We start from the raw sequence: 14,993 nt of genomic DNA, 5'->3' as shown, positions 1-14,993 counted from the left end.
CTAGGGTTCAAACTCCCGGCGCATGGATTTGAGTCGCGAAACTGAAATTGATCGCGGCTACCGCGCCGCCAATGCAGCTATATCGCCGCGGGGAACATGGCCGTTACACGCCCACAAGATCGCTGGCTGATCGACCAAGTGCTGCCGCACGAGCGGCGGTACCTGGCGACGGCGCGGCGTCTCACCAGGGGCAGTGAGGAAGCGGCCGATCTTGTTCAGGAAGCGCTCGTTCGGCTGATTGCGCTGGATGGCTGGGCGGCGATCACCGATCCTCGCGCCTATGTGGTTCGCTCAATCCGCAATATCGCGATGGAGCGCATGCGCCGCGCGAAAGTAGTGGCGTTCCAGCAATTGACCGAGATCGACACCCTGGATCTCAGCGATGATGCGCCCGATGCGTTTCGCGTCGTCTCCGGGCGCGATCAGATGACGCAGCTAGGCAGGGCTCTGGATATGCTGCCCGAACGATGTCGGACGGTGTTCGTCCGCCGCCGGTTTCGCGACCAGTCTCCGAGCGAGATCGCGGAGGAGCTGGGCATCAGCCTTTCGACGCTAGAGAAGCGCCTGGCCCGTGCCCTGTACCTGCTTACCCGGGCGCTCGATCCTGGTGATGCGGGTCCGCCGGACCCGGTGGAGCCCGGCGAAGATGGAGACAGCCGGGCAGTCGGCTGAGAATTGTTGGCGCACGCGCGATAAAGTTGGCGGTGGGCGGCGCCTCGTTCGTCTCTAGGGTGGAAGACTTCGGGAACGCATCGGGAATGAATTTGAGGGGCGATCGATTTTCCGAGCGGCAGCGCGATGCGGATACGCGTGCGGCGGCCGCCTGGCTCGCCCGCTGGCAAGCCGGGACGATCGATGAGGAGGCGTTCGACTTGTGGCGTGACGCGGATCCCGCGCACGCGCTCGCCTTTGCGCGGGTGACCGCGGCCTGGGAGGCTGCCGGTGGCGTGGCGGGCGCTCCCGAAGAATTGGCTCCGATCACGCGGCGGCGGCTGATACGCGGCGGCGGCATCATGGGCGCGGCGGTGATCGCGGCGGGAACCGGGCTGATCGCGACGCGTGCCTATGCTTGGGAGAGCGCATCGACTCGGATCGGCGAGACCCGCCGGCTGCGCCTGCCCGATGGCAGCGCGGCGATGCTCAATACGGACAGCAAGCTTTCCTGGCGCTTCTCCTCGGCGCGGCGCGAGCTTTGGCTCGATCGCGGCGAAGTGGCGCTCGATCTGCGGCCCGGGGCCGCGGCTCGGCTATCGACCGAGGCTGCCGACGCGTCGCTGCAACCCGGACGCTTCAACGCGCGGCTGCGCGCCGCTGCGCTGGACTTGGTGGTGCTGCGCGGCGCGGCGACCGGCAGCGATGCAGGATCCCAGGCGGGGGCCTATCAGCGCATTTCGCTGGGCGGTGCCGCTCCGACCATCAGTCCGGTTTCGGGGGAGGCGGTAGAAAGTGTGCTCGCCTGGCAGAGCGGTGACATCCTGTTCGTCGATACTCCGCTCGCCGACGCAGTCGCCGAATATAATCGCTATCTGCCGCAGAAGATCGTGATCGACGATGCGGCAGTGGGTTCCATCCGGATCGGCGGGCGCTTCCTTTCTTCGAACCCCACCGACTTCCTCAAGGCAGTTTCCGCTGGCCTTGGCGTACGCGTGATACGTGCCGCAAATGGAGCGCATCTGCGCAAATAAGTTTTTTCACTAAATTTTTTTCCCGCGACTTGGCGGTTCGGCCTTTCCCGCTCGTCCGGCAAGGTGAGGGCGCGGAAGCGACGCCCGGAAATGCAGGGGAGAGGGTTTCCATGACGGCTCATTTCGGACGTCCGCAGTTCGCGGCGATGCTGTTGTCCACGTGCGTGTTGGCGGCGCCGGCACATGCGCGCGGGCAGGCCGCCAGCCAGGGCTTCGACATCCCGGCGCAGCCGCTGGCGAGCGCGCTTACTGCCTGGGCACGCCAGGCGCATGTCCAGATCTTCTTCCCGACCGAGACGATCCGCGGCCGGCAGTCCGCCGCGCTTAAAGGCGCGATGTCGGGTCGCGCGGCGCTGGATCGGCTGATCGCGGGGAGCGGGCTCAAGATCACGAGCGACGATGGCCGCACGGTGATCCTCAGTCAGCAGGCGCCGCAGGCGACATCCCAGGCCGACGAAGTACCTGCGCCGGGTGGCGATGCCGCGGCGGACCCCATCGTCGTCAGCGGCTTTCGCGCCAGCCTCCAGTCCGCGCGCGAAACCAAGCGCAAGTCCGACGCGATCGTCGATGTCGTCGCCGCCGAGGATATCGGCCAGCTTCCCGACAACAGCGCGACCGAGGCACTCGCGCGGCTGCCGGGCGTGCAGATCTTCCGCAACCGCGGCGAGGGCCAGGCGGTCACGGTGCGCGGTATCTCGCAGGTGGTGACGACGCTCAACGGGCAGGAAGCCTATACCGGTTCGTCGCGCCGCACGCTGCTCAATTCCTATCCGTCGAGCATGATCGGATCGATCAAGGTCTACAAGGCGCTAACCCCCGATCTGATCGAAGGCGGGATCGGCGGCGCAGTCGACGTCCAGCTTCGCCAGCCGCTCGACTTCTCCAAGGGCATCACCATCGCCGGCACGCTACGCGGCAGCTATGACGATCAGGCGAAGAAGCCCTTCTACAATGTCGACCTGCTGGTCAGCGGCCGATGGGCCACCGGGATCGGCGAGATCGGCGTGCTGGCCAATGCTTCCTATCTGCGCCGCGATTATCTGGAATCCTATCGCGAGAACCTGCAGCGCCAATATACCACCGCCACCCAGTCGGTGACGCCGGCCGGGCAAGGCACCGGGCTGAACTACCCGATCGGCATCCTGGTGAAGCATGTGGACGGGCATTATGAGCGACCGGTCCTGACCGGCGAGATCCAGTGGCGGCCGGCCTATAATCTCGGCTTCAAGCTGCGTGCGACCAACATCACCGACGATAATCGCTATAACGACAACGACCTGCAGACCAACATTGCCGCCGGCACTGCGCTGCGCGACGTCGTGCTGGTGCCCGGCACCAACATCATCAAGAGTGCGACCTTCACCGCCACCGCCAATTCGGGCCCGCGCTCGTCGAACACGCGCCAGCTGCTCGACACCACCCAGATCGAATTCGGCGCAGACTGGACCTCGGGCATCGCCACGCTGACCACCAGTGCGGTCTACACCCTGTCCCGGATCAACACCGATCAGCAGCTCGTCCTGCTCGCCTTCAACACGGCACCGGTGATCCGCGCCGCCTTTCAGAGCGACAGCAAATATGGTGGCCTTTCGTACACCTACGACAATGTCGACATGACGAATCCGAACCTGTTCCACGTCCGCGCCTATTCGGACACGCGCAACCGCGCGAAGGGGGACGGACTGCAATGGCGCACCGACCTGACGCTGGATACCGGCGAGGGCTTGATCCGCTCGATCAAGACCGGCTTCCGCTATGCCAATCGCACTGCCGACTATCGCGAGGGCACCAGCCTGGCCGATCTGAACAGCCAGCTGCTGCCGTTGTCGTCTCTTCCGGGCGGTGCCGATCCGCTGGTGATCGACGCCGGCTTCGGCGGCGACGACGCGGTGCTGCCCAGCCAATGGGTCGGCTATCGTGGCAGCAATTTGAGCGACCCCGCCACGCTGCTGGCGCTCAACAACTATGTCCGCGCGCGACCCGGGCAAAGCGCATTGTTCAGCGACAATGGCCGTCCGGCCTATGACCCGCTCAAGGCCTTTCACGGCAGCGAGACCAGCTATGCCTGGTATGGCCAGGCAAAATACGGCTTCGCGCTGGGCGGCGTGGCGGTGGACGGCATCGTCGGCGCGCGAATCGTCAACACCGCACTTGCCATCGACGGCACGCAGACCAACACTGCCCGTACGCCGGCCGGCACGGTGGTGACCAATGCCCCGATCCACGGCCGGCAGAACTATGTCGATGTCGATCCCAGTGCGAGCATGGTCTTCCACTTCTCGCGCAGGCTCCAGCTGCGGCTGGCCTATACCAAGACCTTCAGCCGTCCCGATTTCTCGCAGCTCAACCCGAGCATGAACCTGGCGCAGGTCACGGCGGCGAGCGGAGCCTATGTCGCTGCGGCGACCACCGGAAACCCGGACCTGCAGCCGATCCGATCGACCAACTGGGACGCCTCGCTCGAATATTATTACGGACGGGCGGGCGCGTTCAGCATCGCCCTGTTCCAGCGCGACGTGGACGGCTTCATCGTCAGCACCAAGCTGGACGAGACGGCGATCCCCGGTGCGACCGGTACCGTCACGGTTACCAAGCCGATCAACGCGGGCAAGGGCACGATCGAGGGCGTCGAGTTCAACGCTAGCACCTTCTTCGATTTCGCGCCGGGCATGCTGCGCAATTTCGGTGCAGCGGCGAACCTGACGCTAATCGATTCGAAGCAGGAGCTGCCGGCGACTCCGGTCAGCGTGGCGTTCACCGGCGATGCGACCGGCATCTCGCGCTCGAGCTTCAACGGCAGCATCTTCTACGATGACGGCCCGTTCCGCGCGAAACTGGCCTACAGCATCCGCAGCGGCTTCGTGCTCGGCTACACGCTGACCGATCGCAACAACGACCTGAAATGGTACCCGATCTCGCGGTTCGATGCCTCGGCGACCTACCGGTTCAACCGCAATATCATGCTGACGATCGAGGGCAGCAACCTGCTCGCCAAGCCGCAGCGTGCCTATTGGGCCGGCACCGAAGTGACCGATCGCGTCTATTTCGAGGGTCGCGTCTACTCGGCTGCCCTGCGTTTCAAATATTGAGGGGGAGGGGAAGCATGAACCGCTTTGCCATCGCGGCGCTCGCCGCGCTCGCACTCACCGCCCTTGCCGGCCCGAGCCAGGCCGGCCGCACGCCCCAGCCCGAGCGCTGGGGTGGCGCCTGGGGCTATGCGACTTCGCCTGCGACCAAGGCCGTGCGCGGATCGCTGCCCGCGGGCACCTATCGCTATCGCATGCGGCTCAGCCAGGCGGGTGACGGCCTGAAGCTGACCTTCACCAACCCCGAAGGCGCCGTGCCGCTGCGGATCGCCAGCGCCACGGTGGCGAAAGCGGGCAAGGACTTCGCGATCGACCCCGCGACCGAGCGTCCGGTCCGGTTCGAAGGCGGCGAGGGTATCAGCATCACCGGCGGCGCCACGTTTGTCACCGAAGCCATCGACCTACCGGTGAAGGGCGGAGACGATGTGATCATCAGTGTCACCACCAGCGCCGAAAGCTCGACCGTGGCGGGCAACGCCGCCTTTCCGGTGGGCTTCGCAGCCAGGGCGACGGACGCCGCAGGCGCGGGCATGGAGGCACAGAAGATCCGGCCCTTCGTGACCCAGATCGCGGTGCGTAATCCCCCGTCGACCTGCACGATCGTGACCTTCGGCGATTCGATCACCGAGGGTGCGCGCGGCACGCGGTCCGATTGGCGCGGATGGCCGGGCATGCTCGCCAAGCGGCTGGTCGCCGAGACGAAGCCGCATTGCGGCGTGGTCAATATGGGGATCAGCGGCAATCGCCTATTGCGCGAGGGCCGCGGGACCGCAGGTGTCGACCGGTTCGATCGTGACGTGGCATCGGTCGCGGGCGTGTCGCACCTAGTCGTGCTCGAGGGCATCAACGACATCTGGAAGGCCGCAAGTGAAGGCGAGCAGCCGGTGGCGGCGGCGGACCTGATCGCTGGCTATCGCAAGCTTATCGCGGCGGGACATGCGCGCGGTATCCGAGTGATCGGCGGCACGCTCACCCCGGGCTTCGGCTCCAAATACATCACGCCCGAGATGGAACAGCTTCGCCAGGACTTGAACCGCTGGATCCGCACAAGCGGCGCTTTCGACGGCGTGATCGATTTCGAGGCCGCGGTCCGCGACACCAGCACGCCGCCGATGATCAAGCAGGTGTTCGACTCCGGCGACCGCCTGCATCCCGGTGACAGCGGGTACGAAGCGATGGGCCGCGCGGTGCCGCTCACTTTGTTCGCGCCCAGCTAACGACACGACCCAGAATGCGGCGGCCGGGCCCTGCGCCACCGCGCAGGGCGCAGCGCCCGCACGCCCTTGCCGGACGGAACCGCTGCCGCCGATCCGGTGACGAGAAGAGGCAGCAACGACGTGAGAAGGAGAAGTCTGTGAGACAGCGTTCCAAAGCTCTGTTGTTCGCCGCAGCGGCACTGTTTGCCGTTCCGCAATCCGCGATGGCCTGGGGTACGACCGGCCATGCGGCCATCGCCAATATCGCCGAGCTCAACTTGCAGGCAGCCGTCTGGACCGAGATTCAGGGGCTGCTCGCCGTGGACGGCGTCACCCATATGTCCAAGGTCGCGTCTTGGGCGGACACCCAGCGCGCGGCGGGCGACCCGACGCACACCACGCGCATCCCGATCGATGGTTCGGCAGCACCCGCGCATGCCTGCACCGGCACGGCGATGTGCGCGGACGAGGCGATCGCCTATTACAGCACGATTCTCGCCGACCGCACCCAGTCGAACGCCGCACGCGAAGTCGCGCTGAAGTACATCATCCACCTGGTCGGGGATCTTCACCAGCCGCTGCATGGTTCCGATCCGATCGGCTACAACACCGTGACCTTCGGTGGCACATCCACGATCATCCACGCGATCTGGGACGACACGATCATCGACAGTCACGGCGTCGCCTCGGCCCTGCTCGCGCAAGAGCTGATCAACAATAATGTGACGGTCACCCTCGGCGGCACGCCACGCGATTGGGCGACCGAGAGCAGCAACATGGCGCGCGACTACATCTACGACATCATGCCGAGCTGCTGGGACTATAAGACCCCCTATTGCCCAGGCACGCCGGTGACGCTGCCCAGCAATTATACGACCTCCAAATACCCGCTGGTCGCCCAGCGGTTGAAGCAGGCGGGCTATCGCCTCGCCGCGTTGCTCAACAATCTGCTCACCCCCTGAACGCGTCCGCGGCCGGGCATCCCGCGGTTACCCGGCCGCGTTGCTGCAGCTGAAGGAATGGCATGGCCCAGTCTCGTCGCATCGCGCTTTCGCTCACCATGATCCTGCTTATCGCGATCGCCGCCTGGTTCGGCTGGCCAGCGCCCCGTTCGCCTGCGGTCGCGCCGGCCGGCCTGGTCCGCATCGCGGCGCCGTCGGCAGCGCAGCCTGTATTCGTGGCTCCGACGCGCGCCGCGGTGGCTACCCAGGCTTGGCTGATGGGCACCTGGAGCCTGCGCGACGACGAGGGCGTGGGCGGCGCCCCCTGCGACATGCCGAGCGCGATCACCTATCTGGCGAACGGTCAGTATTTCGCGACCGGAGCCTCCGGCCGCTACGCGCTGGGCAATGGCGCGATCAGCATCTGGGACCGGATCGTCTACGACGCGGACGCCGGCGAGGACCGCTCGCATTTCGAGGAGCGTTCGACCGAGCCCGTCGTCAGGATCGGCGACTACGCGATGCAGCGCGGTGCCGCTCTCCTCTATCGCTGCGAAAAGACCGCATCATGAGGCGCGCTTGCAAGCGCATCGAGCGCGAGGCCGAGGGAGCCGAGTGGTCCAGCCTGGGCGCCGAGCAGCGCACGGGCGATCAGCTTCTGATCGGGCAGCGTCAGATAGCCATTGAGGCTCTGCCGCGCGCTCTTCTCGATCTGTGCGACCAGCCCCGGATTGCCGATGGTGACGCCGCCGCCGAAAACGATGCGGCAGCTGCCGAGCGTGCAAAGGATGGTGTGGCAAAGCTGGCCGAGCGCGTCGATCGGGTTGGCCCAGCGCGGATCGTCGAACGCCACGCTCGAGGGAACCGCGCCGGCCATCGCCGCCATGATCGCCCGGCCCGATGCCAGGCCTTCGATGCAATCATCGTGGAAGGGGCATACGCTGGGGCGCGTATCGTTCGCGCGGTGCGCCACGCGGGCATGGCCGAGTTCGGCATGCGTTCGGTTGGCGTTCTTCTGGCCACGGCTGGCAAAGCCGACACCGATGCCGGTGCCGATCGTGATATAGGCGAGCCGCTCTGCGCCATGTCCGGCGCCCCAGCGCAGCTCGGCGATCGCGGCGGCATTCACATCGGTATCGAGGCGGCAGGGCAGGTCGAAGCGGCCCGCGATCACGCCCAGGACATCAGCGCCATCCCAGCCTGGTTTGGCGGTCCGCTGGATGTGCCCGAAGTCGGGCGAAGCTGGGTCGAGGTCGAGCGGCCCGAAACTGCCGATCCCGATCGCGTGAAAGCCATGCTCGGCATGCCAGCGGGACAGCTGGTCTGCGATGGCGCCCAGCGTCTCGGCGGGCATGGTGGTGGCGAAGGTCTGCTGATCGACGATCAGGTCGGGCGCGATGCCGAGCGTGCAAATACATTTCGTGCCGCCGAGTTCAACGCCCGCGACAAGGCCCGAATAAGCTGCCCCGGTCACCGGGCAAGCTCCAGCAGCGGCGATCCGGATAGCGGGCGAATCTGGCGTGCTGGCATTGAGTGCTCCCTTCAATGGAAACACGGTGACAGGCAAATAAATAAAGTCAATTAATATAATAAACGGCTACGCGGAGATGCTGGTGGCACGGATGTTGGCGACACTTGAGATGCGGATTGAGGGGTAAATCCATGCGGGGCATACTCATGAAGGTCGGTGCGGCCCTACTCTTGGCTATGGCGACGGGTGCGACCGCAGGGCCTGGCTCGCGGGGCTCCGCGCCGACGCTGCAGGTCGTCCGCACTGTGATGCTCATGCGGCATGGCGTCCGCGCACCGCTGGCCGACCCGCCGCTGCCGGCGGGCAGTGCCCGGGAGCCTTGGCCTGCATGGCAAGTGGGCAGGGCAGGGCTGACTCCACAAGGCTTTGCTGCCGTGCGGCAACTGGGCGCCTATGATCGGACCCAAGGCGTTGTGCGCTTCGCTGGAGGCTGTCCCGCGCCGGGTGCGATCCGCGTTGTCGCCGACAAGGATCAGCGCACCTTCGAGACCGCTCGGGCCTGGCTCGACGGGTTCGCTCCTGGTTGCGACGTGGCTCCCGAGCGCGTGGCGGCAAAGGGTGCCAATCCGTTGTTCGCGCCGATCCGCACGGGCGCGATCGTCTTCGATTCCGCGGCGGCGGCTGACGCGGTGCGCAAGGCGCTGCCGCCAGGTGGACTGGCGTCGATCGCCGCCAGACGGCAAGCGTTGCTCGCCCGTGTCGATCATATCCTGTGCGGCGATCCGATAGTAGAGGGGTGTGGCGTATCGGCCCGGCTCGACACGCTCGATCCGGGCGATGCGAAGCACGAGCCGGCGATCCGCGGCGGCCTGGCCGATGCGGCGATTGCGGCACAGACGCTGCTGCTCGCCTATGCCGATGGACAGCCGATTGCGACGATAGGCTGGGGCAGGGTGGGCCCGAGCGACCTGGAGAATCTCGGCGCGTTGCGCGCCGACCTCTACCGCCAAGTCTACCGGGTACCCCGGGTCGCGGCTGCGTTCGGCGGGACGACGCTGCGGGCGATGGCCGATGCGATCGTAGCACCTGCCGATGCCCCCGGCCTTGTCCTGCTAGTTGGTCATGACAGCAACATCGCGGCTGTCGCAGGTCTGCTCGACCTTCACTGGAAGGTACCGGGCTTCGCGGCCGACGATCCTCCGCCCAGCGGCGCAATCGGGCTTGAGTTGCTGGTCGATGGCAAGGGCAGGCGCTTCGTGCGCGCGATCTTCCGCTCGCCGACGCTTGAGCAGATCCGGTCGGGAGCGCCGCTGGCCGCCGACACGGCCACCACCGTGCTGCCCATCCCGGCCTGTGCGCCTACGCCGCTTGCCTGCCCCCTCGCACGTTTCGAACGCATCACATCCGGGAAGATCGCGCTGTGAAGAACAAGCTCAACCTGCTGCTGCCGATCTCGCTCGTCCTTGCCGCGCCGGCCGGGGCGAAGACGCCCTCGCCTGCGGACCTGGTCGATCCCTTTATGGGGACCGGCGGTGACCGCGGGCAGCTATCGCCCGCCGCAGCGGCGCCGTTCGGAATGGTCCAGCTCGCGCCCGACACCGATCCGGCCAACCATATTGGCTATGACCGCGCCGCGAACTTGCTTCGGGGGTTCTCCCAGACGCGCGCGCAGGGCGTCGGCTGTCATGGCGGCGGCGGCGATCTGCTTGCCAGTGTCGATTATGCCGGGGCGCCGCGGCTCGCCCCGATTGATCGCAGGGCCGAGCGCGCGGGCGCCGGCTGGTATCATGTCAGCTACGGCGCGACGCCGATCACCGCCGACCTGGCGGCCGGCCAGTCGGTCTCGATCAGCCGCTTCACGCCATCGCGCTCGGGCACGCTCGACGTCGCGCTCGACCCACGGCACAGTTACGCCAAGCAGGGCGAGCATCGCTGGCTGTCCTCGAACGCGGCTGGCCTTCGCCTCCAGCTCGCCAACGCCACCGTGTGCAGCCGCGGCGTCTATCACCTTTCGATCGCGGCGCGGCTGACGCTCAATGACCGCACGCTCGCCGATGTCGGCACGCCCGATGCCAAGGGGATATTGCACTTCGCAGTACCGGTGCGCGCCGGCGACCGGCTCGAGCTGCGTGTCGCGCTGTCTACCGTCGATACCGATTCCGCCGCGAAGACGCTGGCGCGCGAGCTGGGCGACATGCCGATCGAGCGCCTGGTCGCGCAAACCCGCGCCGCCTGGAATGCGCAGCTCTCGCGGATCGCGTTCGACGCACCGCTGGATCGTCGCAAGCTGTTCTACACCTGCCTGTTCCGCGCCCTGCAGATGCCCGCTCGCGTCGATGACAGCGAGGGAGCTTTCCGCGGCTCGGACGGCAAACTGCACCGGGCCCCGAACGGCCACCACCGTTACGCCGGCTGGTCGCTCTGGGACAATTACCGCACCCAGGTGCCGCTGGTTGCTTTGGTCGCACCCGATGTCGCCGCGGATATCGCGGATTCGCTCGTGCTGCTGTTTCAGTCGGACAAGCCGCAATGGGCCGGGCCCAGCGAGCCGTTCCTGAGCGTGCGCACCGAGCATGCCGGCATCGCCTTGCTCGACCTCCATCGCAAGAAGCTCGGCAACGAGAATCCCTCCGCCGCGCTTGCCGCCATGGCCGACGAGACCATCAGGCTGCCTCAAGAAACCCCGGACCAGAAGCTGGAGCTCGCCTATGATCAATGGGCAGTCGCACAGCTGGCCGCCGGCGCCGGGCACACAGCGCTTGCGAAGGATTTCAGCGCCCGCGCGCTGGCCTATCGGCCACTATGGACCGAGGTTTTCCGCGACCTTGGCGCCGATGCGGACGTGGTCAAGGCGCGAGGTCTCTACCAGGGCACGCTGTGGCAATATCGTTGGGCCCCGGTATTCGACCTCGACTGGCTGCAAGACTCCGCACTCGGCCGGGAGCGGTTCGCGCAGGAGCTGGACAGGTTCTTCGACGAATCCCTGTTCAACATGACCAACGAGCCGGACATCCACGTGCCATATCTGTTCGCGCTCGCCGGTCGGCCCGACCGGATGGACCGTCTCGTCGCACGGTTGCGCGATCGGCCGATCGACCATTGGTACGAGAACGCGCGCAAATACGACAAGCCGATCACCCAGAAGAGCTTCTCGCTCGCGGATGGCTTTGCCGAGGGGATGGACGACGATGGTGGGGCGATGTCGGCCTGGTATGTCTGGGCCTCGCTCGGCCTCTATCCGCTCGTGCCGGGGGAGCCCCAGTATATCCTGAGCATGCCCGCCGCGAAGCGCAGCACGCTATTGCTAGCTTCAGGGAAGACGCTGGTGATTGAGCGGAGAGGGCGAGACGGCGACGCTGCCAGGTCCGTGTCGCGCGACGGACATGTGCTCGCCTCGCGCCGTATCGAGCATGCCGATCTCATGGCGGGCGGCAGGCTGGTCTTCGAGGCCGAATGAGAGCTATGGACCTGGTGGTGCGCACCTTTCCCACCCTTTGCGGGACCCCGACGCGATGAAGTTCATCGACGCTGCCGAGCCGCGATGGGCGGGGAGCAACCAGGAGCGCGCAGCCGACCACAACCAGCGGGTCACGCTCCACGCGATCCGCGTGCATGGCGAGCTGACCCGCGTCGAGCTCGCCGCGATTACCGGGCTCACCGCTCCGGCGATTTCGAACATCACGCGTCGCCTGCTGGATGATGGACTCGTCATCGAAAGTGGACAGCGGCGCGGCGGCCGCGGACAGCCCGCCACACGCCTGCAGGTCGTGTCGGGGGCGCGCCACGCGATCGGCCTGAACATCGACCGCGATCACGTCAGCCTCGTCGTCGTCGATTTTGTCGGCAAGATTCTGGCCCGTGCGACGCGCAACGCCGACTATGCACTGCCCGAGCAGGTGCGCGACTTCTATCGCAAGACGATCCCCGATCTGATGGCCGAGGCAGGCATCCAGCCCGCGTCGCTGATCGGCATCGGCGTTGCGGTCCCGGACGACCTCGGCGTCGTGAACCTCGCCGGTCGCCCCGCGGCTTATGCCAAATGGGCGAATGCCAATCTCGCCGAATTGCTCGCCGAGCCGTTCCGCCTTCCGGTGTTCGTCGAGAATGACGCCGCCGCCGCCGCCCTGGGTGAGCTCCAATTCGGTCTTGGCCAGCGGCATGAGAGCTTCTTCTATATCCTGGTGTCGTCGGGCCTGGGCGGCAGCCTGGTGATCGATGGGGCGTTGTTCCGGGGCACCAATGGCCGCAGCGGCGAGCTCGGCTTCCTTCCCTCGTCGCAGGGCGATGGAGACGAGGCGATCCAATCCTATGTCTCGCTTTCGGGGCTTGGGGCATTACTGAACGGGCGGGGGCTGTCGCTCGCCGATCTCGATGGCCGTTCGATCCCGGCGGCGAAGACGATGTCGGCGGTGCGCGAGTGGATCGAAGGTGCAGCACGCCGCCTGCAGGGGCCGCTCGCCGCGGTGAATTGCCTGATCAATCCTGCGACGGTGCTGATCGGCGGACGCTTGCCACCCGCCGTCATCGATCAACTCGCCGACGCCGTGCATCAGCGTCTCGTGAACCATCGTCCCGCGCTACCGGTGATATGCTCCGTGCAACGCGCCTCCTTCTCCCTGGAGGCCCCCGCCTTGGGCGCCGCCATCCTTCCACTCAATCATTTCCTGCTGCCCTATGTCGGCGCGCGTTCGAAGAATCTCGCTGACGCCGATGCTCCGTCGCCGGCGTAGCGGAGCAGCGGTGGATTGATTGCCTGGAGCTTCCTCCGCTGGTGAAAAGCGCGGATCGCAGCAGCGCATTTGCCGCGTTGCGCTTCCAGATCGACGAGATAGATACTCCGCTTCGGGGCGCGCCCTTGGGCTCGCCTCCGATCCGAACGGCGTATCCGAATACCTGCGGCGCCGGGACGGTGGTGGGTCCGATGGGATTCGAACCCATGACCTCTCGATTAAAAGTCGCTTGCTCTACCAACTGAGCTACGGACCCACACCGGCCCTGCCCCTAGATGTGGGCAATCGGCGGGTCAACCGGGTGTGGAGCTGGCGGATGCTCTGACCCGTGACCGGATCGCGCCAGGCGGGTGCCACCTGTACCAGCGGGGCGAGGACGAAGCCGCGCTGGCGGAACAGGCGATGCGGCACGGTGAGCCCGGGCTCGCCCCAACTGCCGCCCGACCAAAGCACGATGTCGAGATCGATCACCCGCGCCGCCCAATTCTGCCCGCGCCGGCGGCCGAATACGCGCTCGATCGTCTTCAGCTGCTGGAGCAGGGCGGGGGGAGCTTCGTCGCTCTCGATCAGCACGACGGCGTTGGCGAAGCGGCGCTTGGAGGGGCCGAGCGGCGAGGTGTGGAGGATCCGCGACATCGCGATCACCCCGCCTAGCGCGCGGATCGCGGCCGCCACTTCGCGTGCCGGGCTGCCATGGCGCCCCCGGCGGTTCGATCCGATCGCGATGGCATAGCTTGTCCTCGCCATGCCAGGCGGCCTATCGCGCACGCATGCTCGAGCCAAGCCACGATTGCCCGTTCTGCCCGCGCCTGGTGGCGCTGCGCGAGGAACTGCGCCTCGCGCACCCCGATTGGTGGAACGCGCCGGTGCCCGCGCTCGGCGACCTGGCCGCCCCGATCGCCATCGTCGGCCTCGCGCCGGGCAAGCACGGCGCCAACCGCACCGGCCGCGCCTTTACCGGCGACGCCTCCGGGGACCTGCTCTTCGCGACGCTCGAGAAGTTCGGGCTGGCCGAGGGCGGCGAGCCCAAGGGCGTGGTGATCCTCAACGCGGTGCGCTGCCTTCCGCCCGACAACAAGCCGGAGCCGGCCGAGATCCATGCCTGCCGCCCCTTCCTGGCTGCCGAGCTCAAGGCGCCGGTGGTGATCGCGCTGGGCCAGATCGCGCACCAGTCGGCAGTCAAGGCGATGGGCGGCAAGCTGCCCAAGCATCGCTTCGCGCACGGCGCCGAGCACCGGATGCACCGGGGGCCGTGGCTGATCGATAGCTATCACTGCTCGCGCTACAACCAGAATACCGGCCGGCTGACACCCGAGATGCTCCAGGCGGTGCTGGCGCGCGCAGTGGCGCTGGCCGCCGGCTGATCAGCTCGCCTGGCCGTACCGTTCTTCAAAGGCATGGGCGGCATACATCAGCGCGGCATAGCCAAGGACCACGCGGCGCGCCTTGTCCGATTTCTCGCCGACGCCGTATTTGGCCGCGGTGGCGATGCCGAGCTTGATGACGATCGGGCTGCGGGCCGCCTCCGGCGTGGCCGGATCGCCAAGCGTGGCCAGGTCGTCCTCGCCGACAGCGCTCACGATGGCGTCGACATCGGCGGCCTTCATCCCGGCCTTGAGGATTTCGCTGCGTGCCGAGAAGATCTCGGTCAGGCTCGCGCCGACCAGCCGCGCACGGGAGGCGTCGCCGGCGGTCCAGTGATAGCGCGCCACGCAGATCGGCTCCGCCTTGGCGACCGGATCATGATCGCCGGTGCGCGCGATCCGCTCGGCCTCTTCGAAGATGCAGCGCGATTCGGCGAAGCGATCGTCTCCCTGCGACGGCGCTACAGTGCCGAGCGCGAGCGCGGCCAGGCTGATAAGCATGTCGTGGTCCCCCTTGGGG

At 66.9% G+C, this 14,993-nt stretch carries 13 protein-coding genes and 1 tRNA gene; 10 read left to right on the top strand and 4 right to left on the bottom strand.

Annotation, left to right across the window (positions count from 1 at the left end; all coding sequences use genetic code 11):
* Positions 1-96: 96 nt before the first annotated feature.
* The 6 genes from AC1RPL_RS09695 to AC1RPL_RS09670 all read left to right on the top strand — a co-directional run bounded on the left by AC1RPL_RS09695 (position 97) and on the right by AC1RPL_RS09670 (position 7,480).
* The gene (locus AC1RPL_RS09695; RefSeq protein WP_493069034.1) at positions 97-672 is read left to right on the top strand and encodes an RNA polymerase sigma factor; all 576 of its coding nucleotides are present in this window, start codon (positions 97-99) and stop codon (positions 670-672) included.
* Positions 673-764: 92 nt separating this feature from the next.
* Positions 765-1,685: a FecR family protein gene (locus tag AC1RPL_RS09690; protein ID WP_493069033.1), complete on the top strand. Its 921-nt coding sequence runs from the start codon at positions 765-767 to the stop codon at positions 1,683-1,685.
* A gap of 110 nt (positions 1,686-1,795) precedes the next feature.
* Positions 1,796-4,774: a TonB-dependent receptor gene (locus AC1RPL_RS09685; RefSeq protein WP_493069032.1), complete on the top strand. Its 2,979-nt coding sequence runs from the start codon at positions 1,796-1,798 to the stop codon at positions 4,772-4,774.
* A gap of 14 nt (positions 4,775-4,788) precedes the next feature.
* Positions 4,789-5,988 (top strand): SGNH/GDSL hydrolase family protein, encoded by a 1,200-nt coding sequence (locus tag AC1RPL_RS09680; protein ID WP_493069031.1) that lies wholly within the window; start codon positions 4,789-4,791, stop codon positions 5,986-5,988.
* A 203-nt stretch (positions 5,989-6,191) separates the two neighbouring features.
* The gene (locus tag AC1RPL_RS09675) at positions 6,192-6,929 is read left to right on the top strand and encodes a S1/P1 nuclease (protein ID WP_493069030.1); all 738 of its coding nucleotides are present in this window, start codon (positions 6,192-6,194) and stop codon (positions 6,927-6,929) included.
* Between the two features lie 62 nt (positions 6,930-6,991).
* The gene (locus AC1RPL_RS09670; RefSeq protein WP_493069029.1) at positions 6,992-7,480 is read left to right on the top strand and encodes a hypothetical protein; all 489 of its coding nucleotides are present in this window, start codon (positions 6,992-6,994) and stop codon (positions 7,478-7,480) included.
* On the opposite strand, the gene AC1RPL_RS09665 is transcribed toward AC1RPL_RS09670, so the two are convergent.
* On the bottom strand, positions 7,453-8,382 hold the full coding sequence (locus tag AC1RPL_RS09665) for an ROK family protein (RefSeq protein WP_493069028.1): 930 nt from the start codon (positions 8,380-8,382) through the stop codon (positions 7,453-7,455). The genes AC1RPL_RS09670 and AC1RPL_RS09665 overlap by 28 nt on opposite strands.
* 188 nt (positions 8,383-8,570) lie before the next feature.
* On the opposite strand from AC1RPL_RS09665, the gene AC1RPL_RS09660 reads away from it, so the two are divergent.
* Genes AC1RPL_RS09660 through AC1RPL_RS09650 form a run of 3 tightly spaced genes read left to right on the top strand, consistent with a single transcriptional unit; the run spans position 8,571 to position 13,109 of the window.
* Positions 8,571-9,803 carry a histidine-type phosphatase gene (locus AC1RPL_RS09660; protein WP_493069027.1) on the top strand — a complete coding sequence of 411 codons (1,233 nt, stop codon included), beginning with the start codon at positions 8,571-8,573 and terminating at the stop codon, positions 9,801-9,803.
* Positions 9,800-11,836, top strand: coding sequence for a glycoside hydrolase domain-containing protein (locus tag AC1RPL_RS09655; RefSeq protein ID WP_493069026.1), 2,037 nt, complete (start codon positions 9,800-9,802; stop codon positions 11,834-11,836). The genes AC1RPL_RS09660 and AC1RPL_RS09655 overlap by 4 nt, the downstream gene beginning before the upstream one ends.
* A gap of 55 nt (positions 11,837-11,891) precedes the next feature.
* A complete protein-coding gene (locus tag AC1RPL_RS09650; RefSeq protein ID WP_493069025.1) occupies positions 11,892-13,109 on the top strand; it encodes an ROK family protein in 1,218 nt (405 codons plus the stop codon).
* A 180-nt stretch (positions 13,110-13,289) separates the two neighbouring features.
* Here the strand turns inward: AC1RPL_RS09650 and AC1RPL_RS09645 are convergent.
* Positions 13,290-13,365: transfer RNA gene (locus AC1RPL_RS09645), tRNA-Lys, on the bottom strand.
* On the bottom strand, positions 13,356-13,856 hold the full coding sequence (gene folK, locus AC1RPL_RS09640; RefSeq protein WP_493069024.1) for a 2-amino-4-hydroxy-6-hydroxymethyldihydropteridine diphosphokinase: 501 nt from the start codon (positions 13,854-13,856) through the stop codon (positions 13,356-13,358). Before folK ends, AC1RPL_RS09645 begins: the two co-directional genes overlap by 10 nt.
* A gap of 23 nt (positions 13,857-13,879) precedes the next feature.
* On the opposite strand from folK, the gene AC1RPL_RS09635 reads away from it, so the two are divergent.
* Positions 13,880-14,473, top strand: a complete 594-nt coding sequence (locus AC1RPL_RS09635; protein WP_493069023.1) for a uracil-DNA glycosylase — start codon at positions 13,880-13,882, stop codon at positions 14,471-14,473.
* Here AC1RPL_RS09635 and AC1RPL_RS09630 read toward each other — a convergent pair whose 3' ends face one another.
* Positions 14,474-14,974 (bottom strand): hypothetical protein, encoded by a 501-nt coding sequence (locus AC1RPL_RS09630; protein ID WP_493069022.1) that lies wholly within the window; start codon positions 14,972-14,974, stop codon positions 14,474-14,476.
* Between the last annotated feature and the right edge of the window lie 19 nt (positions 14,975-14,993).

The organism is Sphingomonas sp. GW821-FHT12D09, from assembly GCF_058807215.1.
Note: the sequence above shows the minus strand (reverse complement) of the source record. Positions and strands in the feature narration are given on the sequence as shown.

What these genes read in the sequence shown, in the direction of transcription:
- AC1RPL_RS09685 (WP_493069032.1), top strand. Translation starts at nt 1,796, where the DNA reads ATGACGGCTCATTTCGGACGTCCGCAGTTCGCGGCGATGCTGTTGTCC.
- AC1RPL_RS09695 (WP_493069034.1), top strand. Translation starts at nt 97, where the DNA reads ATGGCCGTTACACGCCCACAAGATCGCTGGCTGATCGACCAAGTGCTG.
- AC1RPL_RS09650 (WP_493069025.1), top strand. Translation starts at nt 11,892, where the DNA reads ATGAAGTTCATCGACGCTGCCGAGCCGCGATGGGCGGGGAGCAACCAG.
- AC1RPL_RS09630 (WP_493069022.1), bottom strand. Translation starts at nt 14,974, where the DNA reads ATGCTTATCAGCCTGGCCGCGCTCGCGCTCGGCACTGTAGCGCCGTCG.
- folK (WP_493069024.1), bottom strand. Translation starts at nt 13,856, where the DNA reads ATGGCGAGGACAAGCTATGCCATCGCGATCGGATCGAACCGCCGGGGG.
- AC1RPL_RS09670 (WP_493069029.1), top strand. Translation starts at nt 6,992, where the DNA reads ATGGCCCAGTCTCGTCGCATCGCGCTTTCGCTCACCATGATCCTGCTT.
- AC1RPL_RS09680 (WP_493069031.1), top strand. Translation starts at nt 4,789, where the DNA reads ATGAACCGCTTTGCCATCGCGGCGCTCGCCGCGCTCGCACTCACCGCC.
- AC1RPL_RS09675 (WP_493069030.1), top strand. Translation starts at nt 6,192, where the DNA reads ATGGCCTGGGGTACGACCGGCCATGCGGCCATCGCCAATATCGCCGAG.
- AC1RPL_RS09635 (WP_493069023.1), top strand. Translation starts at nt 13,880, where the DNA reads ATGCTCGAGCCAAGCCACGATTGCCCGTTCTGCCCGCGCCTGGTGGCG.
- AC1RPL_RS09660 (WP_493069027.1), top strand. Translation starts at nt 8,571, where the DNA reads ATGCGGGGCATACTCATGAAGGTCGGTGCGGCCCTACTCTTGGCTATG.